Raw genomic sequence first — 21,954 nt, 5'->3', positions numbered from 1 at the left:
GCGCGAGCGCGCCTCAGACAGCGACCGCTTTCCTGATCCAGACCTTGTTGTCGTGGAATGCAGCGCCGCCGATCGGCGCGATCGTATCCGCACCCGTCAACATGTTGATGCCGCGGCCGCCGATATGATTCTTGTTGGGATGAACGGACTCCGCAATCAGCACGCCGCGCCGTACGCCCTCGAACAGCATGGCAGTCAGCGTGGTCTCGCCGCGGCTGTTGCCGAGCGTCACGGCATTGCCGTCGGCGATGTCGAGCGCGGCCGCATCCAGCGGATGGATCATTACGCTCGCCCTGCCTTCGCGCGCCTGCGAGGACGGCGTCTCGTTGAAGGTGGTGTTGAGGAAGCTGCGCGAGGGACTGGTCGCGAGCCGAAATGGATGGGCTTGATCGGTATGCTCGATCACCGCCCAATGGTCCGGCAACGACGGCATCTTGTCGAAATCGCCCATCGTCTGGCCGAACGGCGGATGCGCCCAATCGGCTTTGAAGTGGAATTTCCTGTCCGCATGGGCAAAGCCGTCGAGATAATGCGAGGTGCGGAAGTCCGGCTGCAGGTCGCGCCAGATATCGGCTTCGAGGCCGCCGATGTCGCCGTGGTTGCTGAGCTTCAGCGTCGCGTCGATCAATTCGCGCGGCGTCATCTCGAAGCCCGGATGCTTCGCGCCAAGCCGCGGCGCCAGCGCCTGCAACACCTGGTGGTTGGAACGGCATTCGCCGGGCGGGTCGATCAGCTTCGGCCCGACCGAAATGTGTTGGTGGCCGCCGCCGTAATAGAGATCGTCATGCTCCATGAACATGGTCGCCGGCAGGACGATGTCGGCCATCTCGGCCGTCTCGGTCATGAACTGCTCGTGCACCGCCACGAACAGATCCTCGCGCGCAAACCCCTGACGCACCAGCGCCTGCTCCGGCGCCACCGTCATCGGGTTGGTGTTCTGGATCAGCATCGCCTTGACCGGTCCCTTGCCGAGCAGGGCCTCGGCATCGCCGGTGAGGATGCGGCCGACCTGCGACTGGTCGAGCGCCCGTGTGGTCTTATCGATCGCGTCGTGGCCCTCGATGAGGGATTCATTGAAGTGCCACAGCGCGTAATTGTTGAAGAAGGCGCCACCGCCTTCATACTGCCAGGCGCCGGTCACCGCGGGAACGCAGAGCGCCGCGTGCATTTGCGTGGCGCCGTTGCGCGAGCGGGTGAAGCCGTAGCCGAGCCGGAAGAAGGTCCGCTTGGTCTCGCCCACCAGTTTCGCAAAGGCCTCGATCTCCGACACCGGCACGCCGCAGATCGCGGACGCCCACTCCGGCGTGCGCGTCTTCAGATGCGCCTCGAGCTCATCGGGGCAGTCCGTGTACTTGTCCATATAGGCGCGGTCGGCGTAGCCATCGCGGAACAGGACATGCATCACGCCGCAGGCAAAGGCGCCATCGGTGCCGGGCCGCAGGATGATCTTGATGTCAGCCTGCTTCATGGTCTCGTTGTCGTAGATGTCGACGGCGGCAATCTTGGCGCCGCGCTCCTTGCGCGCACGGGCAGCATGCGTCATCACGTTGACCTGCGTGTTGACCGGGTTGGTGCCCCAGATCACCACGAGGTCGGAGAGCGCCATCTCGCGCGGATCGACGCCGGCAATCCTGCCGGTGCCGATCGCGAACCCGATGCGCCCGACATTAGCGCAGATGGTCTGATAGAAGCGCGAATATTTCTTCACATGCGTGAGGCGATTGAGGCCGTCGCGCATCACCAGCCCCATCGTGCCGGCGTAGTAATAGGGCCAGATCGATTCCGCGCCGTACTCGCGCTCAGCCTGATTGAAGCGATCCGCGATCTCGTCCAGCGCCTCGTCCCAGGAGATCCGCGCGAACTGCCCGGAGCCCTTCGGCCCAATGCGGCGCATCGGATACATCAGCCGCTCGGGGTGATGGATGCGCTCGGCATAACGGGCGACCTTGGCGCAGACGACGCCAGCCGTATAAGTCTGCTTTTTCGAACCGCGGACGCGGCCGATGCTGCGGCCCTCGACCACCTCGATATCGAGCGCGCAGGCCGACGGGCAGTCATGCGGGCAGGTCGAGTGGCGGATTTCGATCTTGGCGTGCTGGTTCATGTCGAAATTCGTAACACCAAAATACCGGGCAGCCGAGGGCATTTATCCGGCAATGCCCATGCGATTTGCTCAAATCGCGCGCCCGCGGTTCCTGCCGCGCCTGCGAAATGAGGTGCGGCCACACCGAAAACGGCCAGATATTCCGCGCCCAATCGGCTTTGTGAGGCGTCGACAGTCCGCATCTCCTGCCGCTAGAGTGCCGGCCAACAAAAACGACATCAGGGAGGTGGGCGTGATGGCCCGAAGATTGATGCTGCCACTCGCCGGCCTGCTGGCCGCCTTCTCCGCAGCCCCCTCCCTCGCACAAGATTATCCCAACCATGCGGTCCGGATCGTGGTGCCCTTCGGCGCCGGCGGGCCAGCGGACGTCGCGGCCCGGCTGATCGGCAACGTGTTCCAGGAGAGCTTTGGCCAGCCTTTCGTGGTCGAGAACCGCACCGGCGCGGGCGGCGTCATCGGCACGGTCGAAGCGGCGAAGTCGCCGGCTGACGGCTACACGCTGCTGATGATGTCCAACACCCAGACCGCGAACGAATCGCTACTGACACCGGACAAGCGCAAATACGAGCTGATGCGCGACCTCGCGCCGATCGCGCCGGTGAACTATTCCGATCTCGTCATCGTGGTGAACCCGCAAGTTCCGGCGAAGACGCTGCAAGAATTCATCGCGCTCGCCAAGTCGCAGCCAGGCAAGCTGAACTACGCCTCCTCCGGCCAGGGCACGCCCTATCACATGGCGGGCGAGCTGTTCAAAGCCATGGCCGGCATCGACGTCGTCCACGTCCCCTACCGCAACAGCGGCGAGGCGCGCAGCGGCGTGATCGGCGGACAGGTGCAGATGATGATCGACGCCGTGCCGGCGATGGCGCCGAATATCGGCGAGAACCAGGTCCGCGCGCTCGCGACCACCGGCAAGCAACGCTCTGCGGTGCTGCCGAACGTGCCGACCGCGATCGAGGCCGGCGTAGCAGGCTATGAGGCAACGATCTGGCTCGGCCTGATGGCACCGGCCGGTACGCCGAAGCCTGTTATCGACAAGCTCAATGCCGCCGTGAACGCAATGGTGAAGCGGCCTGATATCGTCAAACTCTGGTCCGAGCAGGGCGCCGTACCCATGTCAATGACACCGCAGGAGTTCGACAAGTTCCTGCGCGGCGACATCGAGAAATGGGCCGACGTCGTCAAGAAGTTCGACAAGTCCTGAGGTCGCAGAGCAGTAATGCCCACCATTCAATTCCAGCTCAACGGCGCGGCGGCGGCCGTGGATGCCGACCCGGATCAGACGCTGCTCGACGTGCTGCGCGGCCGGCTCGGCGTCACCGGTCCGCATTTCGGCTGCGGGGCCGGTGAATGCGGCGCCTGTTACGTCATGGTCGGCGACCGCGCGATGGCCTCCTGCGACATGCCGATGTGGTCGGTTGCCGACAAGGACGTCATCACGGTGGAAGGCCTCGGTACGGCGGAGCAACCGCATCCGCTGCAACGCGCCTTCATCTCCGAGCAGGCGATGCAATGCGGCTACTGCGTCTCGGGGATCCTGATCAGCGCGGCGGCACTGCTGAAGCGCAATCCGTCGCCGACTGAGGCCGAGGTCAGAGCTGCGCTCGATCGCAATCTGTGCCGCTGCGGATCGCATAACCGCATGGTGCGCGCGGTCCTGCGCGCGGCAGCGGAGACGGCGACGTCATGAGTGCGCCGTCCCCTGTCCCGAAACTGCCGGTTAGCCTGGCGGCCAATCCAAAGCTGTCGTCCTGGGTGCGGTTCAGCGGCGAAGGCGGTGTCGCAATTTCGCCCGGAAAGGTCGAGATCGGCCAGGGCATCGTCACGGCGCTGGCGCAGATCGCCGCGGACGAGCTCGACGTCGATATCGGCAGGATCGAGCTGATCCGCGCCTCGACGGCGGCCAGCCCGAACGAGGGTGTCACCTCGGGCAGCCTCTCGGTCCAGCAATCCGGCCGCGCGCTGCGACACGTCTGCGCCGAGGTGCGCCAGCGCTTCCTCGCAGCCGCATCAGAGCGTCTCGGCGTCGATGCGTCGCTGCTCGGTGTCGATGACGGCACGATCTCGGGGCCCGGCAATGTCAGGACCAGCTATTGGGAGCTGGCTGGTGACGTCTCGCTCGACCAAGACGCCACCGCGGGCGCGGTGGCGAAGCCCGCCGCCACACGCGGTGTCGCCGGACATTCGGTCCAACGGGTCGACATTCCCGACAAGGTGTTTGCGCGATCGCGCTTCATTCACGATTGTGCACTGCCGGGCCTGGCGCACGGTCGCATGCTGCGGCCGGACATCTCGGGCGCCAGACTGATCGCGCTCGACGAGAGGGCTGCGCGCGCCGTTCCCGGCCTCGTCGCGATCGTCCGCGACGGCGGCTTTGCCGGCGTGGTTGCCGATAGCGAGGCTGCGGCGGAAGCCGCACTGAAAGCCTTGCGCAAGGGCGCAACATGGTCGGCCGGCGAGCTGTTGCCCGACGAAGACGATCTCGCAGGCTTTCTGAAGAGACAGCCGGTCGAAACCACCGTCATCGACACCAGAGCAGCGGCAACGACGAAGAGAGCTGCGCGCACCCTTCGCCAGCAGTACACCCGTCCCTACATCGCACACGCCTCGATCGCGCCATCTTGCGCCATGGCGCGATGGGACGGCGATCGTATCCGTGTCTGGACACACAGCCAGGGCGTCTATCTGCTGCGCGCCGATCTTGCGATCGTGCTCGAGCTGCCGGCCGAAAACATCGTCGTCGAGCATATGGAGGGGGCCGGCTGCTATGGGCACAATGCGGCCGACGACGTCGCACTCGATGCAGCGCTGCTGGCGAAAGCAACCGGCGGCCTTCCGGTCCGGGTGCAGTGGTCGCGGCATGACGAGATGTCTCACGCGCCGTTCGGTGCGGCGATGGCCGTCGAGATCGAGGCCGATCTCGATGCGGACAACGAGATCATCGGCTGGCGCCATGCGATCTGGAGCAACGGGCATGCGGCGCGGCCAGGTCGCGCAGCGCAACCCGCGCTGCTTGCCGCGAGCGAGATCGCGAACCCCTACCCGCGCATGATCTCGACGAATCCGCCGGCCGCCAATGGCGGCGGCGGCGACCGCAACTCCGTTCCGCTCTATGATCTCCCGGCGTGGACCATCACGAGCCACCGGCTGCTGACGATGCCGGTGCGCACGTCGGCGTTGCGGACCCTGGGCGCGCAAGGCAACGTGTTCGCGATCGAGTCCTTGCTCGATGAGATCGCCGCCTTGCGCGGCGAGGACCCGATCGCGTTTCGCCTTCGACATCTCCGCGATGAACGTGCCAGCGACGTCATCCGCGCCGCGGCACGACGCGCGCAGTGGAAACCTCAGAAACAGTCCGGCACCGGCCACGGCGTCGGCTTCGCCCGCTACAAGAACACGGGCGCCTATTGCGCCGCGATCGCCGAGATCGAAGGCACCGACGATATTCGCGTCCGGCGGTTGACGCTTGCAGTCGACGTCGGCGAGGCCATCAATCCGGACGGCGTCATCAACCAGATCGAAGGCGGTGCGATCCAGGCCACGAGCTGGGTGCTGAAGGAACGCGTCCGCTTCGACCGGACGCGCATCACCTCAACGTCATGGACGGACTATCCGATCCTGACTTTCAACGAGGTGCCGGCGGTGGATGTCGAAGTGATCCAGCGGCCGGAGATCGAGCCGGTCGGCGCCGGCGAAGCGGCGCACGGCCCAGTGACGGCGGCAATCGGGAACGCGCTGTTCGATTGCCTCGGCGTGCGCGTGCGCAACCTGCCGATCACGCGCGACAAGATCATCGCAGCCATGGAGCTTGCATCGTGACGACAGTGACCATTTTGAGCGGCGGTGCGGCGCAAGGCCTGGTGCGCGGCCTCGGCGAGCCCTTCAAGACGCGGACCGGATTCGGCATCGACGGCGAGTTCGGCGCGGTCGGTTTCATGGCCGACAAGCTGCGCGCCAGCACGCCGGCGGATCTCGTGATCCTGACGCAGGCGCTCCTTGCGAAGCTCGCCGCGGAGAAGCTCGTCGTCCCCTCCTCGATCGCAGATATCGGCCGGGTCGAGACCGCTCTGGCGGTCCGTAACCGCGATCCGAAAGTCACGGTGAAGACTGAGGCCGATCTCCGCGAGGTGCTGCGATCCGCGGATGCCATCTACGTTCCGGACACCAAGGCCTCGACCGCGGGACAGCATGTCGCAAGAGTGCTGGATCAGCTTGGCATCGCCTATGAGGTCGCATCGCGTCTCAAGATCTTTCCGAACGGAACGACCGCGATGCGGGAACTGGCGTCGTCCACCGCCGCACGGCCGATCGGATGCACGCAGGCGACCGAGATCATCGCGACCGACGGCATCGCGCTGTCAGGATCGCTGCCGCCGGGCTGCGAGCTCGTGACGATGTACACGGCCGGCGTGACCGCGCGGGCCGCACATCCGACAGAAGCGGCCGCGCTGATCGCTCTGCTGACCGGCGCAGACCGGAAGGAGCTGCGCCGGAGCATGGGCTTTACCGGCTAGGTGCCGACGGCCGCCCTATTTGTGCAACTGGGTGAGACCGGTCGGCGGACCATCGACCGCGGTCCAGCCGCCGTCGACGAACAGCGTGCTGCCGCTGACATAGCTCGCGGCATCCGAAGCGAGATAGGCGACGGCGGTAGCGACCTCGTCGGCACTGCTCCAGCGGTTGAACACGGTATGGCCGGCGTAGAGATTGTAGATGTCGGGCCGCTGCTTGAACGGGCCGGTCAGCGCGGTCTCCGCAATGCTCGGCGCGATCGCGTTGACGCGGACGCCAGCGTGGCCGACCTCTGAAGCAAAGCCCTTCACCAGGAGGCCGATGGCCGCCTTGGTCGAGCCGTAGACGCCAAGGCCCGGCTCGATGGTCACCGCGCGCACCGAGGAGCAAGCGATGATGCTGCCGCCCTTCTGCTTGACCATGATGCGGCCGAAGGCCTGGAAGAACCAGACCGTGCCCTTGACGTTGAGGTTAAGGACGCGGTCGAGATCCTCCTCGGTGTAGTCGAGGATGGGCTTGCGGATGTTGAGCCCGGGCGTCGTCACGGCGATGTCGAGCCGCGAGAACTTCTGCATGACGATCCTGGCGAGCGCATTGACGTCCGCAGCGCTCGCGGCGTCGCAGCTGGCTGCTTCCGCCCAGCCGCCCTTGTCGCGAATGCCGGCTGCCGTCGCTTCCGCTGCATCAAGCACGCGATCGGCGCAGACGACACGGGCGCCAAGCCCGGCCAGCGCCTCGGCCGACGATTTGCCGATACCCGATGCGGCGCCGAGCACCACGGCCGTCTTGCCGCTGAGATCGAAGAGCTTGCGATAGTCAGTCACGGGCAGATTCTCCTGTTGCTGCTATCCCTTGTAGCCCATCAGCAGGCGGGGCAGCCACAGCGAGAACGCGGGGACATAGGTCACGAACATCAGAGCTGCAATCAGCGCGGCGTAGAAAGGCAGGATGGTGCGCATCACCGCGCCCACCGAGATGCCGCCAATGGCGCAGCCCACGAACTGCGTCGTTCCGACCGGCGGCGTATTCAGCCCCAGCGCGCAGTTGATCAGCATCAGCATGCCGAACTGCACCGGGTCCATGCCCGCCTTCATCGCGATCGGCAGGAAGATCGGGGTGCAGATCAGGATGGTCGCCGCCATGTCCATGAACGTGCCGAGCACGAACAGGATGACGTTGATGAGCAGGAAGATGACCCAGGGTTGCGAGGACACCTTGCTCATCAAGTCGCCGGCAAAGTCGGCCACCTCGTAGAGTCCCATCAAATACTGGAACATGGTGGAGACGCCGATCAGCAGCAGCACCACGCCCGTCGTCTTCACGGCCTTGGCGGCAGCCCGCAGGAAGTTCGGCAAGGTCATGGTGCGGTAGATGAAGAAGGTCAGCAGGATCGTGTAGGTGACCGCGACGGCTGCGGATTCAGTTGCCGTGAAGACGCCGGACAGGATGCCCGCCAGGATGATGCCGACGATCAGCAGGCCGGGCAGCGCGGCCGCGAACGAGCGGAACACCTCGGCCCAGCCCGGGAACTTGCCGGCCGGATAGCCGCGCTTCACCGCGACCGCGTAGGCGGCAACCAGCATGCACACCATCAGCACGAGCGCCGGCAGGAGGCCGGCCGCGATCAGCGCGCCGATCGAGACCTTGCCGCCAGCGGCGAGGGCATAGATGATCATGTTGTGGCTGGTCGGCATGAGCGCGCCCACCAGTGAAGCGTGGGTGGTGACGTTGACGGCGTAGTCGGTGTCGAACCCTTCCTTCTTCATCATCGGGATCATCACCGCGCCCATCGCCGACACGTCGGCCACGGGCGAGCCGGAGACGCCGCCGAACAGCGTGCAGGCGACCACGTTCGACATGCCGAGCCCGCCGCGGATGTGTCCGACGAGGTTCTTGGCAAGCTGCACGATCTTGTCGGCGACCCCGCCATGCAGCATCAGCTCACCGCTGAAGACGAAGAACGGGATGGCGAGGAAGGAGAAGATGTTCATCCCCGACATCATCTGCTGAAAGATGACGGCGACCGGCAGGCCTTCGTAGAGGATGGTGCAAATCGCCGAGAGGCCGATCGCAAAGGCGACGGGTACGCCGAGGATCAGGAAGCCGAAGAAGGTTGCGCCGAGAATGATCAGTTCCATGAGGGGACGACCTCTTCGCCGCGCAGGAGCGCAATGATGTGCTCGATTGAAAAGGAGACGATCAGGACGCCGGAGGTGATCAGCGGGACGTAGCGGATAACCTCGGGGAGCCCGAGATTGGGGATCTTCACGGTTCCGACCGACGCTCCGAGAATCCAACCGTTGTAGGCCATCGCAATGCCGAACACGGCCACCAGAACGTGGATCACGAGCTCGATCTTCTCTCGCAGATGATCCGGAAGCATCACCAGCAAACTGTCCATGCCGATGTGTCCGGCGTCGCGAACGCCGACGGCGGCGCCGATCAGCGTGACATAGAGGATGAGGACCAGCGCAAGGTTCTCCGTCCAGGTCGGGCTGGAATTGAGCACGTAACGTCCGAACACCTGGTAGAACACGATGGTGACGATGATGAGCAGGCCGGTCACGGACAGATACATGCCGAGGCGAGCAACGACGGCATTGATCCGCGACAGCAAGCCGGTCGACGGTCGGCCGGTTACCTCCTGCTCGTGGCTTGCGACATGTGGGTCTGTCATCGGCGTCTCCTTGCGCGTCCCCTTCGCGAGGGTCCGGCGCCCGCCTCGCGGCGACGCCGGACCCGACGCGGTGGTCTTACTTCGTGTCCTGGATCCGCTTGACGAGGCCCTTCAGCTTTTCGTCACCTGCGAACTTGTCGTACACCGGCTTCATCGCGTCGACGAATTCCGCCTTGTTGGCGATCGTGACGACCTGAACGCCGGCGGCCTCGACGGTCTTGCGCGAGGCCTGCTCACGCTCGTCCCAGAGCTTGCGCATGACGGGCACCGATTCCTTGGCCGCCTTGCGGACCATCGCCTGATCCTCCTTGCTCAAGGTGTCCCAGACCGTCTTGGACATCACGAGAACTTCGGGCGCCAGCGAGTGCTCGGTGACGTTGTAGAACTTGGCGGCCTCGAAGTGACGCGAAGACTCGTAGGACGGCCAGTTGTTCTCGGCGGCGTCCACGAGGCCCGTCTTGAGCGCGGTGTAGACTTCGCCATAAGGCATCGGCGTCGGATTGGCACCGAGGCTCTGGATCATGCCGACCCAGAGGTCGGACTGCTGGACACGGATCTTCAGGCCCTTGAGGTCGGCGAGCGACTTGACCGGCGCCTTGACGGTGTAGATGGACCGGGCGCCGCTGTCGTAATAGGCAAGGCCGATGAGGCCCGCGGGCGCCATAGACGCTAGGATTTCATCGCCGATCGGTCCGTCAAGGACGGTGCGCATGTGCTGGGTGTCGCGGAAGACGAAGGGCAGGCACAACGCGATGGTTTCAGGCACGAAGTTGTTCAACGGCGATGCGTTGATCCGCATCATGTCGAGGGCGCCGATCTTCAGCTGCTCGATGGTGTCCTTTTCGGAGCCCAGGGCTCCATTGGGAAACACCTTCACGCCGAGCTTGCCGCCGCTCGCCGTCGCGAGCTGCTTGCCCATGAATTTGACGGCCTCAACGGTCGGATAATCGGCGGGGTGGATGTCGGCCGAACGGAAATCGCGTGCGGTCGCCAGCGGCGCTGAGACTGCCAGTACGGCGGCTGCGATGATACCGGTGAGTGTCTTCATCTGGGGCTTCCTCCTGAGTTGATTATGTTGTCGTTGGGCCGATGCTGCAGGCCGCCTTGGGTCGCTCCACTTCAGGTGTAAAGTCAAGCGTTACAAACGCACCACCTTGGTAGGATTGCGCGGCGGAGTCGAGCGGATTTGACTGGTGGATGATCACGGCGAGGGAAGGTGCGAGCTTCATCGCGCCCCCTCCGGCGGGGACTTGCGCGGCAGGTGCCGGCTTCCCTTTAAATCCCGCCTCGCCGTCGGCCAATGCCGGACGCGAGGTGACGATGCTCGTCATATCCATAGACGTTCCTCTGGTCCTAGAATCGACCGCTATTGGTTGCGGCTTGGAGGTGCAGACGTGACGGTCGCCCCATCCTTGTGCGGTGCGCGCTGATCAGCGCGATGTCGCCAACGTCGTCCCTAGGGCGGGCGGCATTCTGAGTCCAAGCCAAATCCAGCATCGATCAATGCTGGAGTTGCATCGATCGATCATGCATCACTTCGAGCGCGCGATCGGCGAGTGGCCTCGTTTTTCCGAAATCGCCTGCACCGGGCCGTTACTTGACGCCACAGGTAGAGCCCGCCCAAGATGCGCCGAAACGGAACATCGCGAGGAAATGCCCATGCCGCGGAAACTGATCGATATTTCCGTACCGCTCGGAAACGACGTGACGGCCGATCCGCCGGGCAATCACCCGACGATCCAGTATATTGATCACGAGCAGGGCCTGCCGCGCATGCTGCAGTTCTTCGACGGCCTCAAGGCGGAGGATTTGCCGGATGGCCAGGGCTGGGCGGTCGAGCAGGTCTCGCTGTCCACCCACAACGGCACGCATCTCGACGCGCCCTGGCACTTCCACCCGACCATGAATCGCGGCGAGCGGTCATGGACCATCGACGAGGTGCCGCTCGAATGGTGCCTTCAGCCCGGCGTGAAGCTCGACTTCCGGCACCTGCCCGACGGCTACGTGGTGACCGCCGACGATGTCGAGAAGGAGCTGAACCGGATCGGGCACACGCTGTCGCCGCTGGAGATCGTGGTCGTCAACACCAGCGCCGGCGCCAAATTCGGCCAGGCCGACTACGTCAACTCCGGCTGCGGCATGGGCTATGAGGCCACCATGTACCTGCTCGAACGCGGCGTGCGGCTGACCGGCACCGACGGCTGGAGCTGGGACGCACCGTTCGTCTACACCGCGAAGAAATATGCAGAAACAAAAGATGCCGGCCTGATCTGGGAAGGTCACAAGGCGGGACGGCACATCGGCTATTGCCATCTCGAGAAGCTGCACAATCTCGACAAGCTGCCTTCGACCGGATTCACGGTCTCATGCTTCCCGGTGAAGATCGAGCGAGCGTCCGCGGGCTGGACCCGCGCGGTCGCCATCGTCGACAATCAGGCCTGAGGCCTCACTCACCGTCGAGGCCGCTCTCGGCGAGGTCGCGTAGCGCATCGATGTCCAGCACGACGATGGCGCCGTGCTCGAGGCGAACCCAGTTGCGGCCGGCCCAGGCGCGCAATTGCTTGTTGATGCTCTCGCGCGTCATCCCCACCATCTCGCTGATCTCCTGCTGCGTGATGGCGAGCGTGCCGCTGCCGGAGTCGAGCTTGCGCTCTTCGGTGAGACCGAGCAGCGCGCTTGCAAGCCGGCCCGGCAGATTTTGCAGAATCACCTGCTCGACCTGCTGGCTGGTCCAGCGCAGGCGCGCGCAGAGCAGTTCGATGAACTTCATCGCCAGCGCCGGCTGGCTCTTCACGAACGGCAGGAAGTCGCGGCGGTCGATGATGTAGAGCTCGCAATTGGTGTTGGCGGTCGCGTCGGCCGAGCGCGGTGCACCGTCGAGAACCGCGATCTCGCCAAAGATTTCTCCGGGACCGATCAGATTGAGAATCGCGTTCCGGCCGTCGGGCGACGAAGAGGAAATCTTCACTGTTCCCGTGATCACCGCGAACAAATTGTTGCCGGGATCGCCCTTGGCGGCGATCGTCGCACCGCGCTTCACCGTGGTGTGCTTGGCGTAACGGCAGAGCTGATCGAGCGCCTCTGGCTCCAGATCAGCAAAGATCGGGTGCTTGCGCAGGACCGATAATTTGTTGCCCGCAGCTTGTCGGGGGTCGCCGGTCTTGTCCTGAGGCACGCCGCTGGGCTCCTAAGACTGCGAGGCACTGGAGTTCCTGCGTAGTCAACGTTAGCCGGCTTTTCAACCGGAAAGCATGCGGGCGGTTTGAGCCAATGCGGCGAAAATGCCGCGGTCGGGCACGGGGGCGGCATCCGAAGGATGAGCCAATGCGTCCCGGTCGATGCAGAGTTGCAGCTCTGGCCCGCCGCATTGCGTTGAGGCGCTGCCGAACAGGCCACGAACTGGCCGTAGAAGCCTCCGCGGCAAGCGCGATAAAACGCGATTGTGATCTCAGAACCGTCAGTGCCTGGCGTCCGAATCGGGCCGACCTGCGCTGGTTTGCCGGTCTGCCCATGCCAAAGCCCCGGCGAATGTGACAAAAACGACCACGACAGCCATCGTCACCAGCAGTGCGTCAGTCGGCATGATGCCCTCCCCTGTTGTTTGGGGCATTATTGACGGCGCACGACCGCCGTCATTGATTGGGATCAAAATTGGCGAGCGCCGGATCAGGCCGCAGCTAAGGCCTCGACTTTCGCCGGATCGAGCAGGCTGATGCCGCCTTGAACGATCTCGATCACCCCATGTCGCTCCAGCTTGGTGAAGGTGCGACTGACGGTTTCGATGGTCAGGCCGAGATAGTCGGCGATGTCCTGACGACTCATTGGCAGCTGAACTGTGTCCGACGCCCCCTTAAGCGAAAATAGCCGCTCGCGCCAGCCGAGCAGAAACGTCGCGACTTTCTCGTCCGCCGAGCGGCGGCCAAGCAGGACCATGTGGTCGCGCGCCTGGCTCAACTCGCGAATCGCCAGCTCGTTGATCCGCCTGAGGAGATGCGGCCGGCTCTCGATGAAACGGCCGAAGGGCGCCTTCGCGAACTGGCACACTGTGGCGCCACCGATCGCGTCGGCCGAAAAATTGTGGCGGCCGGAAATATTCATCCCCAGGAAATCGCCCGGCAGCGCGAACCCCACGATCTGCCGCCTGCCGTCGGGCAGCAGCTTGTAGAGCCGCATGACGCCGTCGAGGAGATTGTAGAACGAGGTCGTGATGTCCTCCTCGGAAAACACGGTCTCCCCCGAGCCGAATTGGACGCGACGCCCAAGGTGCTCGAATTCCCGCAGCTCCGCCGGGTCCAGCGACGAACACGCCGCGAAGTCGCGGACCGCACAATCGCTACAGAAATGCCCGTTCGGCTCGATCGTCACCACGGAAGCCTTCATCCATCGCTCCAAGCGCCGGCCGCCCCCGCATCAGGCCGGGTCCGCCGCGCCGGCTGCATTTTACTGCACTGCGCCAAAGCCAGTTGACCCAGATCAATTTTGGCGGACATCCCCGTCTTATTCTGCCTCCAGAGTTCGACGGGATCGCTTTCCATGCTGCTGCAAACCGCGCTGCGTCACAGCCTGATTGGGCTGCTCCTGATCACGCCAGCGCTGTCAGCCCCGTCCGCCGAACAGCGCGGCAAGGCCTTCGCGCGGGCCAATTGCGCGCGATGCCATGCGATCGATCGGGTCTCCAGGAGCCCGCTGAAGATCGCGCCGCCGTTGCGTATGCTGCACTATCACTATCCAATCGAAGCCCTCGCGGAGGCGTTGGCCGAAGGCATCTCGACCGGCCATCCCGGCATGCCCGCCTTCGAGCTCAATCCGGACCAGATCCACGATCTCCTGGCCTACCTGAAGACGCTGGAATAGACGCCATCACACCGCCTGCACCGTCCAGCCGATCAGCTCCCTGGCAATCCGGTAGAAGGCCGCATCGAACGCCGCGACCGCTGCGGCCGGTTCGACCTTGTCGAGCTTCTCGCTGGCCTCGATGAGCCGCGAAGCAACCACCTTGCCGTTCTTGTCGACGATCCGCGCCGACAGCCCGATCTCGACCCGCGTCTCGCCCTCGGTGGCGATCCGGAAGCGCCTGATGTCGATCAGAAGCTGGTAGTCCGCCTGCCCGAGATCGCTCGTGCGCAGCGGCGCGTGGGCGATGTCGTAATTCTCAAAACTGTCGATCAGCCGCGCCTGGACCAGCTTCGGAATGCTGTCCGCCCAGAGGAATTCCGCAAAGCCCGGATTGTCGCCGCTGGGCGCAAACAGCATGCGCTGGGTCTGGAGCATCGCAACCGCGGTCGGCTCGGGAATCGCCAGTGACGCCGTAAGCGTCTTGCCGGCCGGCCCAAGATTCTGCGGCGAGCGCAGGTCGTAGGTGATCTTCTGGGCCGGCGTCCCGCCGCCGGTCATCTTTTCCAGGCCTGCCAGAATACCGTCGATCTTGCCGGTGTTGCGTGCGAGCCCATCGGAGAACGTCTTCAAGTTAGCGATGGTATCTTTCAGCGGCCTGGAATTGTCCTCCAGCACGGTATCGACCCGTCGCAGCGCATCGCGCGCAGCCTGCGTCATGCTCTGGCCTGCACCGGCCTCTGCGATCAGGGTCACGGGCTCGCCGGCCTTGGCAACGATCACGCCGCCCTCCAGCGTCACCACGGGCACGCCCGTCAGCCCCTGGAAATCGAGCCCGACCTTGGTGTCGGTACGCACGGGTGTCGTCGAGGTAACCGAGATCGTCGCATTGACGAAACGCGGATTGTCCGGCGCGAGCCCAAGCTGGGTCACCTCACCGACCCGGATGCCATTGAACAACACGCCGGCGCCGACAAGGAGCCCCGGCACCGGTCCCTGGAATTGCACATGATAGTTCGCGCGCGGCCCGATGCCGCCCGTGTTGTTCAGCCAATAGACGAAGCCGAACACCGCGACGATCGCGGCCAGCACGAAACTGCCGATCAGCACGTAGGGAGCGCGGGTTTCCATGTCTCATCTCATCTCGTGTTGCAGCATCTGCGAGCGCTTGCCGTGGAAATAGGCGCGCACCCAGGGATGCTCGGATTGCAGCAATTCGCGCATCGGGCCGATCGCCACGATCTTGCCGTCGGCGAGCGCGGCGACGCGGTCGCAGACCGTGGTGAGGCTCGCGAGGTCATGGGTGACCATGAACACGGTGAGGCCCAGGGTCTTCTGTAGCGTCCCGATCAGGGCGTCGAAATCGCCGGCGGCGATCGGGTCGAGACCGGAGGTCGGCTCATCCAGGAACAGGATCGGCGGATCGAGCGCGAGTGCGCGCGCCAGCGCCACGCGCTTGGTCATGCCGCCCGAGAGCTCCGATGGATATTTGTCGGCGTCCTGCGCCCGGAGCCCGACCATCTCGAGCTTGGCAATCGCGATCTCGTCCATCAGCTCCTGCGACAGCACCAGATTTTCGCGGAGCGGAAACTGCACGTTCTGACGGACCGTCAGCGAGGAGAACAGCGCACCTTGCTGGAACAGGATGCCCCACGTCGTGGCCGCGCCTTCGCTGCGACCACCGATCGGCTGTCCCATGACATCGATGCTCCCGCTCTGGCGCGGGATGAGGCCGATGATGGTGCGCATCAGCACCGACTTGCCGCCGCCAGACGCACCCACCAGCCCGAGGATCTCGCCCCGACGGACGTCGAGCGACAAATGGTCGAGCACGGTCTGGCGGCCGAAGCCGACCACGAGGTCGCGAACGCGGATCGCGAACTCCTCTTGCGATTGCTCCATCGTCACATTCCGATCGAAGCGAAGAAGATCGCGAACAGGCCGTCGAGCACAATCACCAGGAAGATCGACTTCACCACCGACGTCGTGGTCTGCCGTCCCAGCGACTCGGCACTGCCCTTCACGCGCAGCCCCTCGCTACAGGCGACAATCCCGATCACCAGCGCCATGAAGGGCGCCTTCAGGATGCCGACCTCGAAATGGGTGACGGAGATGGCCTCATGCAGCCGCGCGATGTAGATCGCCGGCGCCATGTCGCCATAGAATTGCGCGACCAGTCCTCCGCCATAGAGCGCCGCGATCGATCCGATGAACGCCAGGATCGGCAGGGCAATGACCAGGGCCGCAACGCGCGGCAGTATCAGGACATGGACGGGATCAAGCCCCATGGTCGAGAGCGCATCGATCTCCTCGCGCATCTTCATCGAGCCGAGCTCGGCGGTGTACGCGCTCCCCGAACGTCCCGCGACCATGATCGCGACGATCAGCACACCCAGCTCGCGCAGCACCAGGATGCCGACCATGTCGACAGTGTAGGACTCCGCACCGAACCTGCGAAAATGAAAGAACCCCTGCTGGGCGATGATTGCACCGATCAGGAAGGTAATGAGAACGACAATCGGAATGGCCTGCCAGCCGATCCGATAGAGCTGATAGACAAGCGATGTCAGCCGCAGCGAGCGCGGCCGGCGCAGCACGCCGATTATGGCGATGAACAATGCGCCCAGCATTTGAAGAAAGATCGTGACGTCTTCGCGCGCGCCAACCGTGGATTTGCCGAGATCGCCGAGCCTGAGCAGAACCGGGTTTGGCACGGCTGCAGGCGCCGGGCTGTGGCGGTTGACCTGACGTACCTCCTCCATCAGTCCACTGAAGTGATCGGCGACACCGACGAATTCTGCCGATCTGCCCGAAGATGCGGCCCTGCGCGACAACTTCTCCAGGACCCAGGCTCCGAGCGTGTCGAGCGCGCTGACGCCGGACATGTCCAGCGTCACGGCGCTGGATCGATCGACATCCGCTCCAACCGATCGGGACAGCGTTTCGAGCGCCGACACGTTGGCTGCCGTCCACGGCCCTTCCGGGCGCAATTCCAGTACATCGCCGGAGGGCGTTGCCAGCAGCAGCGGTTCGGAGTTCACGCTTTCACCTCGTCGGAACAACCGGTCCCCATTCAGCCGGCATTTTTAGGCCAGCATGTGGCGGCCGGTTTGACCTGTCTCAAGACCAGGACCGCGCGCCATCCCTTGACGCAAATCAAGCGCGCCGGGTCGGCGGGCCCTAGGGTCGTTTCCATTCAAGGGAGTCTCAAATCCATGTTCAACAGCGACAGGATGAGCGAAGAACTGCGAGCGCTGAAGGTTGACGTCACGCGTCTGCTGAGCACCGCAGGCGAAGAGATGTTCGACAGCTCGAGAGACCGGGCCGACGCGCTGGCTGATCAGATCAAGACTGCGCTTGCCGAACTCGGCGAGACCGTCAGTGACGAGCAGGAACAGCTTCAGGATCTCATTGCGGATCGCCCGATCACGTCGCTCGCCTCGGCCTTCGCGCTCGGCGTGGTCGTCGGCTTCATGCTGAGGAGACACTAGGTGAATACGGAAAATATCGTTAGACATCTGCGCGTGCTGTGGCGTACCGACAGGATCATCGCGGACATCAGGCTGCGCCATCTGCTGATGGGTCTCGGCCTGCGTGCCTTTGCGGCTCTGATCGCGGCATTCGGGCTGCTGATGCTGGAGCTGTCCGCCTATTTCGCGCTGGTCCAGATCTGGAGCGCCATCGCGGCGGCTGCCATTCTCGGTGCCGTCAATTTCCTCATCGCGGGAGTTCTCTTTGTCATCGCCGGCCGCCCGCCGTCCGGCCGGGACATTGAGCTCGCCAATGAAATTCACGACGCATCCATCGAAGCCTTACAGCTCGAGGCGCGGGCGCTCCAGGCCCAGGTGTCAGGCGCAGTCCATCATCCGCTCAGCACGGTCGCGCCGGTGCTGGTACCGCTGATCGCGATCATTGTGAAGAACCTTCGGAAGACGGCCAAAGAGACGGCAGCTTCGTCCGAAGCACCCGCGTAATAGCGGCGCTCAGAGCTTGAGCCGGACGTCGCAGATGTCAGGCTCGGCCGGATCCGGCTTCACCTCGAAGCCAAGCTGCCGGCACATCTCGAGCATCACGGTGTTCTCCTGGAGCACGTCGCCCGATATGGTCTTCAGCCCTTCCGACCTCGCATAGTCGATGATCAATTGCATCAAGGTCCAACCGAGGCCCCTGCCCTTGAGATCAGACCGCAGCAGGATCGCATATTCGCCGCTCTCATAGACCGAATCCGAATGGAGCCGGACCACGCCGACCATCTCGTTGGTGGCTTCGTCGAATGCAATGAAGGCCATCGCGCGCGCATAGTCGAGCTGAGTCAGGCGCGCGATGAACTCGTGGGTGAACTCCTTCATCGGCGCGAAGAAGCGCAGGCGAAGGTCGTGCGCCGTGACGTGACGCAGAAAGTCGTGGATGGTTGGCTCGTCCTCGGGGCGTAGGGGCCTCACGAAGATGCGCCAATCGTCCTTGAGCGCCAGGCGGCGCTCCCATTGCGAGGGATAGGCGCGAACGGCGAAATTGGCCGGGCCGGAGCCGGCGAATTTGCGCTGCGGCGGCCCCACCGCGACACGGGCATCGACCGCGGTCACGCCGGTCTCGTCCGCGAGCAAAGGGTTGATGTCGAACTCACGGATCTCGGGAATGTCGGCGGCCATCTGGGCGAGCTTGACCAACACCATCGCGACGGCGTCCTGCTCGACCGCGGGTACGTCCCGATAGGCATTCAGCAGCCGTGACACGCGCGTGCGGCCGATCAGGTCGCGGGCGAGCTGCAGATCGAGCGGCGGAAGCGCCAGTGCCTTGTCGTTGATGATCTCGACCGCCGTCCCACCCCGGCCGAAGACGACGACGGTGCCAAAGGTGGGATCGCCGGCAAGTCCCAGGATCAGCTCGCGCGCCTTCGCCTTCACGACCATCGCCTGCACGATAACGCCCTCGATGCGGGCTTCGGGCCGCAGCTGCCTCGCCCGCGCGAGAATGTCGGAGGCGGCCGCGCGCACGGCCTCCGGCGTGGTCAGGTTGAGGACGACGCCGCCGACGTCCGATTTGTGGGTGATGTCGCGGGACAAGATCTTCAGCACGACGGTGGCGCCTTGCGCGAATATCTCCGTCGCGCAAGCCACCGCCTGCACGACATCCGCCGCGGCATAGGTCGGCACCATCGCGATGTCGTAGGCTTCGAGCAACCGCTTGATCTCGACAGGCTCGAGCCATTTGCGGCCATCTGCGATCGCAGCGGCGACAATCTGCCGGGCTGCCCTGGCATCGGGCACGAACGTTTCGGGCATCGCGGGGGGAACCTGGCTCAGCTCCTCCACCACTTCGCGATGCCTCACGAGATGCATGAAGCCGCGCACCGCATCGTCTTCGGTCGGGTAGTTTGGGATACCGGCGTCGGAAAGCGCCTGAATGATGCTCTGATCGGCTCCGACCCAGGCGGCCAGCACGGGCTTTGCCCATCGGCCGAGCTCCTTGCGATATCTTCCAACACGCTCCGTCACGGTCGCCGCGATGTCGGCCGCGGGTGCGATCGCGGTCTGCACGTTGAGAACCAGGACGGCATCGTTATCAGGATCGGCGAGCAGCACCTCCAGCGCCGCCGCGTAGCGGGATGCATCGGCATCACCGACGATGTCGACGGGGTTTGCACCGGACCAGGTCGGCGGCAGCACTGCATCGAGGTTCTTGCGCGTCTCAGCCGAGATGGACGCCGGGATTCCACCAAGCTCCGCCAAGCGATCCACGGCCAGGACGCCGATGCCGCCGCCATTGGTGAGGATGGCGAGACGCTTTCCTGTCGGCGATTCGACGCGACCGAGCGTCTCGGCACAATCGAACAGCTCGCGCAGATCGGAGACCCGCAGGACGCCCGCACGGCGGAACGCGGCGTCATAGACGGCGTCGGCGCCGGCGAGTGCGCCCGTATGGGTCGCAGCCGCTTTGGCACCCTGCGCCATGCGGCCGGACTTCACCACGACGACCGGCTTCACGCGCGCCGCGGCCCGCGCCGCCGACATGAACTTGCGCGCGTCCTTGATGGCCTCGATATAGAGCAGGATCGCGCGGGTCTTGTGATCCATCGCGAAATAATCGAGCAGGTCGGCAATATCGACGTCCATCTGATCGCCGATCGTGACAATGCCGGAGAAGCCGACGCCACGCTGCGCAGCCCAATCCACCATGCCGGCGGCGATCGCGCCGGATTGCGAGATCAGCGCGAGGTTGCCCGCCCCCGGCATGTGCGCGGCGAAACTGGCATTGAGGCTGACGCCGGGCATCATGATGCCCAGGCAATTCGGCCCGATCAGCCGCATGCTGTATTTGCGGGCCGCGGAGATTGCAGCCTCGTGCAGGGATCCAGGTCCGTGACCGAGGCCCGCCGAGACGATCAGCGCGCCGGCCGAGCCGCGACGTCCGGCCTGATCAATGATGCCGGGAACCTCTCGCGCCGGCGCGGTGATGACCACGAGCTCGGGCACGAAGTCCAGCCTGTCCAGAGTGCCTACCGCAGCGATGCCGCCGATCTCCGCATGGCGCCGATTGACGAGGCCGAACCGACCCTTGAATTCGGCCTTGTGAATGTTCTCGAGAACGGCGCGGCCGACGGAGACCGGGCGGGCGCTCGCGCCGACAAGCGCGACCGAACGGGGCGACAGCAGATTCTTCAAGCGATAGGTTGACATGAAATCAAATGCGCCCGGTCGGTGGCGGTTCCGATGATTGACAATTAGGCCGATAAACTGGCGATGCGCCTAAAGCGCGACGAGATTGGGATGAATCGTCATCGCGCTTTAGGTTGTTGTTTGAGCATGACTTTTTCGGAAAACCGCCACGCACTTTTCCGGATCATGCTTTAGTGCGAGATCATAACCCAGCACGGTGGCTGGCCAATGACGGTCTTTGTCACACCACCCCAGACGGTCTCGTTCAGGCGCGAATGATGGTAGGCACCCATCACGATCGCATCCATGGAATGGGAATTCGCCCAGCTTCCGAGCACCTTACCGATCGAGCTGCCGCCGCCCTTCGCCGTTTCGAACGAGGCGTAGACCCCGTGTTCCCTCAGATGGTCGACGAGCGCGGTTCCGGATTGCACGATCGCATCGGTCTTGTCGTCCGCCACCGTGAGCACACGGACGGATGCCGCAGCCTGAAGAATGGGCAGCGCGTCGCCGACCGCCCGCGCGGCGCGGGCGGAGTGATCCCAGGCGATCATGACGTTCTCGAATTCCGGTCGGAGCTCGTCCACATGCTGTTCCGGACACAGCAGCAACGGCCGGCCGGATTCGAACAGGAACGTCTCGATGATGTGCTCCGTTCGGCTGTCATGCGGTTTCACGGGGACCAGCGCCAGATCGCTGAAACGCGCATGCTCGGCCAGGATCGACGCGATCTGGTCCGCCGGCGCCGTACCCGATCGGCTTCGGGCGCGAATGTTGGCGCGGGAGGCTGCATTGGTGAAGGCGTTGAGGAGTTGCTGTGCGGCGCTCATTTCACGCGACCCGCTCGCCTCCGCGGAATCCGGTTCGCCCGGAGGAATGACCTTCGGCCGCACGAAAATATCTTCCTCAAGCGCGAGAGCGGTGATCCTGGCGCCGAGGTCGGCGGCCACAGCCACGCATGTCTCGATCGCAGCAAGGGCCGGCTCGCGCGGCTGGCTGACAAGCGGCAGAAAGACGTCCTTGATAGGCATCGGGATTCTCCTTGCCAGTCAGGATAAGCCGTCTTTCGCCGCGGACGCTTGATCCTGCTCAAGGCGGGAACACCGGGCGGCCAGCCGACGCCAGGCTTTGATGGATGTCAAGGACTGGCCGTGATCCGGTTCTAAGGGTTA

At 64.4% G+C, this 21,954-nt stretch carries 21 protein-coding genes; 8 read left to right on the top strand and 13 right to left on the bottom strand.

What is annotated here, in order from left to right:
- Positions 1-13: 13 nt before the first annotated feature.
- Positions 14-2,104 carry a molybdopterin-dependent oxidoreductase gene (locus tag JQ627_RS31105; RefSeq protein ID WP_212488174.1) on the bottom strand — a complete coding sequence of 697 codons (2,091 nt, stop codon included), beginning with the start codon at positions 2,102-2,104 and terminating at the stop codon, positions 14-16.
- A 235-nt stretch (positions 2,105-2,339) separates the two neighbouring features.
- On the opposite strand from JQ627_RS31105, the gene JQ627_RS31100 reads away from it, so the two are divergent.
- Genes JQ627_RS31100 through JQ627_RS31085 form a run of 4 tightly spaced genes read left to right on the top strand, consistent with a single transcriptional unit; the run spans position 2,340 to position 6,618 of the window.
- Positions 2,340-3,308 (top strand): tripartite tricarboxylate transporter substrate binding protein, encoded by a 969-nt coding sequence (locus JQ627_RS31100; protein ID WP_249143521.1) that lies wholly within the window; start codon positions 2,340-2,342, stop codon positions 3,306-3,308.
- 15 nt (positions 3,309-3,323) lie between these two features.
- Positions 3,324-3,794, top strand: coding sequence for a (2Fe-2S)-binding protein (locus JQ627_RS31095; RefSeq protein WP_212488173.1), 471 nt, complete (start codon positions 3,324-3,326; stop codon positions 3,792-3,794).
- Positions 3,791-5,923 (top strand): molybdopterin cofactor-binding domain-containing protein, encoded by a 2,133-nt coding sequence (locus JQ627_RS31090; RefSeq protein ID WP_212488172.1) that lies wholly within the window; start codon positions 3,791-3,793, stop codon positions 5,921-5,923. Before JQ627_RS31095 ends, JQ627_RS31090 begins: the two co-directional genes overlap by 4 nt.
- Positions 5,920-6,618, top strand: a complete 699-nt coding sequence (locus JQ627_RS31085; protein WP_212488171.1) for a substrate-binding domain-containing protein — start codon at positions 5,920-5,922, stop codon at positions 6,616-6,618. The genes JQ627_RS31090 and JQ627_RS31085 overlap by 4 nt, the downstream gene beginning before the upstream one ends.
- 15 nt (positions 6,619-6,633) lie before the next feature.
- On the opposite strand, the gene JQ627_RS31080 is transcribed toward JQ627_RS31085, so the two are convergent.
- The 5 genes from JQ627_RS31080 to JQ627_RS31060 form a co-directional block, all read right to left on the bottom strand.
- Positions 6,634-7,440 (bottom strand): SDR family oxidoreductase, encoded by an 807-nt coding sequence (locus tag JQ627_RS31080; RefSeq protein ID WP_212488170.1) that lies wholly within the window; start codon positions 7,438-7,440, stop codon positions 6,634-6,636.
- A 21-nt stretch (positions 7,441-7,461) separates the two neighbouring features.
- Complete coding sequence (locus JQ627_RS31075) at positions 7,462-8,754, bottom strand: TRAP transporter large permease (RefSeq protein WP_014493780.1); 1,293 nt, start codon at positions 8,752-8,754, stop codon at positions 7,462-7,464.
- Positions 8,745-9,293, bottom strand: a complete 549-nt coding sequence (locus JQ627_RS31070; RefSeq protein WP_212488169.1) for a TRAP transporter small permease — start codon at positions 9,291-9,293, stop codon at positions 8,745-8,747. Before JQ627_RS31070 ends, JQ627_RS31075 begins: the two co-directional genes overlap by 10 nt.
- Positions 9,294-9,369: 76 nt before the next feature.
- Positions 9,370-10,341, bottom strand: coding sequence for a TRAP transporter substrate-binding protein (locus JQ627_RS31065; RefSeq protein ID WP_028149681.1), 972 nt, complete (start codon positions 10,339-10,341; stop codon positions 9,370-9,372).
- 22 nt (positions 10,342-10,363) lie between these two features.
- Positions 10,364-10,624: a hypothetical protein gene (locus JQ627_RS31060; protein ID WP_249143520.1), complete on the bottom strand. Its 261-nt coding sequence runs from the start codon at positions 10,622-10,624 to the stop codon at positions 10,364-10,366.
- Positions 10,625-10,952: 328 nt separating this feature from the next.
- On the opposite strand from JQ627_RS31060, the gene JQ627_RS31055 reads away from it, so the two are divergent.
- Positions 10,953-11,735 (top strand): cyclase family protein, encoded by a 783-nt coding sequence (locus JQ627_RS31055; protein WP_212488167.1) that lies wholly within the window; start codon positions 10,953-10,955, stop codon positions 11,733-11,735.
- A 4-nt stretch (positions 11,736-11,739) separates the two neighbouring features.
- On the opposite strand, the gene JQ627_RS31050 is transcribed toward JQ627_RS31055, so the two are convergent.
- Both JQ627_RS31050 and JQ627_RS31045 read right to left on the bottom strand, forming a co-directional pair.
- Entirely contained in the window at positions 11,740-12,468 is a 729-nt protein-coding gene (locus JQ627_RS31050; RefSeq protein ID WP_212488166.1) for a Crp/Fnr family transcriptional regulator, read from the bottom strand.
- Between the two features lie 491 nt (positions 12,469-12,959).
- A complete protein-coding gene (locus tag JQ627_RS31045) occupies positions 12,960-13,673 on the bottom strand; it encodes a helix-turn-helix domain-containing protein (protein ID WP_212488165.1) in 714 nt (237 codons plus the stop codon).
- Between the two features lie 156 nt (positions 13,674-13,829).
- On the opposite strand from JQ627_RS31045, the gene JQ627_RS31040 reads away from it, so the two are divergent.
- The gene (locus JQ627_RS31040; RefSeq protein WP_212488208.1) at positions 13,830-14,147 is read left to right on the top strand and encodes a cytochrome c; all 318 of its coding nucleotides are present in this window, start codon (positions 13,830-13,832) and stop codon (positions 14,145-14,147) included.
- Positions 14,148-14,153: 6 nt separating this feature from the next.
- On the opposite strand, the gene JQ627_RS31035 is transcribed toward JQ627_RS31040, so the two are convergent.
- The 3 genes from JQ627_RS31035 to JQ627_RS31025 are packed head-to-tail and all read right to left on the bottom strand — an operon-like array spanning position 14,154 to position 17,167.
- Positions 14,154-15,257, bottom strand: a complete 1,104-nt coding sequence (locus tag JQ627_RS31035; RefSeq protein WP_212488164.1) for an ABC-type transport auxiliary lipoprotein family protein — start codon at positions 15,255-15,257, stop codon at positions 14,154-14,156.
- A gap of 3 nt (positions 15,258-15,260) precedes the next feature.
- A complete protein-coding gene (locus JQ627_RS31030) occupies positions 15,261-16,028 on the bottom strand; it encodes an ABC transporter ATP-binding protein (protein ID WP_212488163.1) in 768 nt (255 codons plus the stop codon).
- 2 nt (positions 16,029-16,030) lie between these two features.
- A complete protein-coding gene (locus JQ627_RS31025) occupies positions 16,031-17,167 on the bottom strand; it encodes an ABC transporter permease (RefSeq protein WP_212488162.1) in 1,137 nt (378 codons plus the stop codon).
- A 105-nt stretch (positions 17,168-17,272) separates the two neighbouring features.
- Here JQ627_RS31025 and JQ627_RS31020 point away from each other — a divergent pair, with 105 nt between their 5' ends.
- Positions 17,273-17,617, top strand: coding sequence for a hypothetical protein (locus JQ627_RS31020; RefSeq protein ID WP_249143518.1), 345 nt, complete (start codon positions 17,273-17,275; stop codon positions 17,615-17,617).
- Positions 17,618-18,100: a phage holin family protein gene (locus JQ627_RS31015; RefSeq protein WP_212488161.1), complete on the top strand. Its 483-nt coding sequence runs from the start codon at positions 17,618-17,620 to the stop codon at positions 18,098-18,100.
- 9 nt (positions 18,101-18,109) lie between these two features.
- On the opposite strand, the gene JQ627_RS31010 is transcribed toward JQ627_RS31015, so the two are convergent.
- Together JQ627_RS31010 and JQ627_RS31005 are read right to left on the bottom strand one after the other, a co-directional pair.
- Positions 18,110-20,803, bottom strand: a complete 2,694-nt coding sequence (locus JQ627_RS31010; protein ID WP_212488160.1) for a bifunctional acetate--CoA ligase family protein/GNAT family N-acetyltransferase — start codon at positions 20,801-20,803, stop codon at positions 18,110-18,112.
- Positions 20,804-20,973: 170 nt separating this feature from the next.
- On the bottom strand, positions 20,974-21,813 hold the full coding sequence (locus tag JQ627_RS31005) for a universal stress protein (protein WP_212488159.1): 840 nt from the start codon (positions 21,811-21,813) through the stop codon (positions 20,974-20,976).
- Between the last annotated feature and the right edge of the window lie 141 nt (positions 21,814-21,954).

The sequence above is a fragment of the Bradyrhizobium liaoningense genome, from assembly GCF_018130785.1.
Lineage (GTDB): Bacteria > Pseudomonadota > Alphaproteobacteria > Rhizobiales > Xanthobacteraceae > Bradyrhizobium > Bradyrhizobium liaoningense_A.
The sequence above is the reverse complement of the archived record's forward strand: the minus strand, read 5'-3'. Positions and strand labels throughout refer to the sequence as shown.

Bases quoted from the DNA above. Each gene is read 5' to 3' on its own strand.
- JQ627_RS31105 (WP_212488174.1), bottom strand. From the start codon at position 2,104: ATGAACCAGCACGCCAAGATCGAAATCCGCCACTCGACCTGCCCGCAT.
- JQ627_RS31100 (WP_249143521.1), top strand. From the start codon at position 2,340: ATGGCCCGAAGATTGATGCTGCCACTCGCCGGCCTGCTGGCCGCCTTC.
- JQ627_RS31095 (WP_212488173.1), top strand. From the start codon at position 3,324: ATGCCCACCATTCAATTCCAGCTCAACGGCGCGGCGGCGGCCGTGGAT.
- JQ627_RS31090 (WP_212488172.1), top strand. From the start codon at position 3,791: ATGAGTGCGCCGTCCCCTGTCCCGAAACTGCCGGTTAGCCTGGCGGCC.
- JQ627_RS31075 (WP_014493780.1), bottom strand. From the start codon at position 8,754: ATGGAACTGATCATTCTCGGCGCAACCTTCTTCGGCTTCCTGATCCTC.
- JQ627_RS31070 (WP_212488169.1), bottom strand. From the start codon at position 9,293: ATGACAGACCCACATGTCGCAAGCCACGAGCAGGAGGTAACCGGCCGA.
- JQ627_RS31065 (WP_028149681.1), bottom strand. From the start codon at position 10,341: ATGAAGACACTCACCGGTATCATCGCAGCCGCCGTACTGGCAGTCTCA.
- JQ627_RS31060 (WP_249143520.1), bottom strand. From the start codon at position 10,624: ATGACGAGCATCGTCACCTCGCGTCCGGCATTGGCCGACGGCGAGGCG.
- JQ627_RS31055 (WP_212488167.1), top strand. From the start codon at position 10,953: ATGCCGCGGAAACTGATCGATATTTCCGTACCGCTCGGAAACGACGTG.
- JQ627_RS31045 (WP_212488165.1), bottom strand. From the start codon at position 13,673: ATGAAGGCTTCCGTGGTGACGATCGAGCCGAACGGGCATTTCTGTAGC.
- JQ627_RS31035 (WP_212488164.1), bottom strand. From the start codon at position 15,257: ATGGAAACCCGCGCTCCCTACGTGCTGATCGGCAGTTTCGTGCTGGCC.
- JQ627_RS31030 (WP_212488163.1), bottom strand. From the start codon at position 16,028: ATGGAGCAATCGCAAGAGGAGTTCGCGATCCGCGTTCGCGACCTCGTG.
- JQ627_RS31010 (WP_212488160.1), bottom strand. From the start codon at position 20,803: ATGTCAACCTATCGCTTGAAGAATCTGCTGTCGCCCCGTTCGGTCGCG.
- JQ627_RS31005 (WP_212488159.1), bottom strand. From the start codon at position 21,813: ATGCCTATCAAGGACGTCTTTCTGCCGCTTGTCAGCCAGCCGCGCGAG.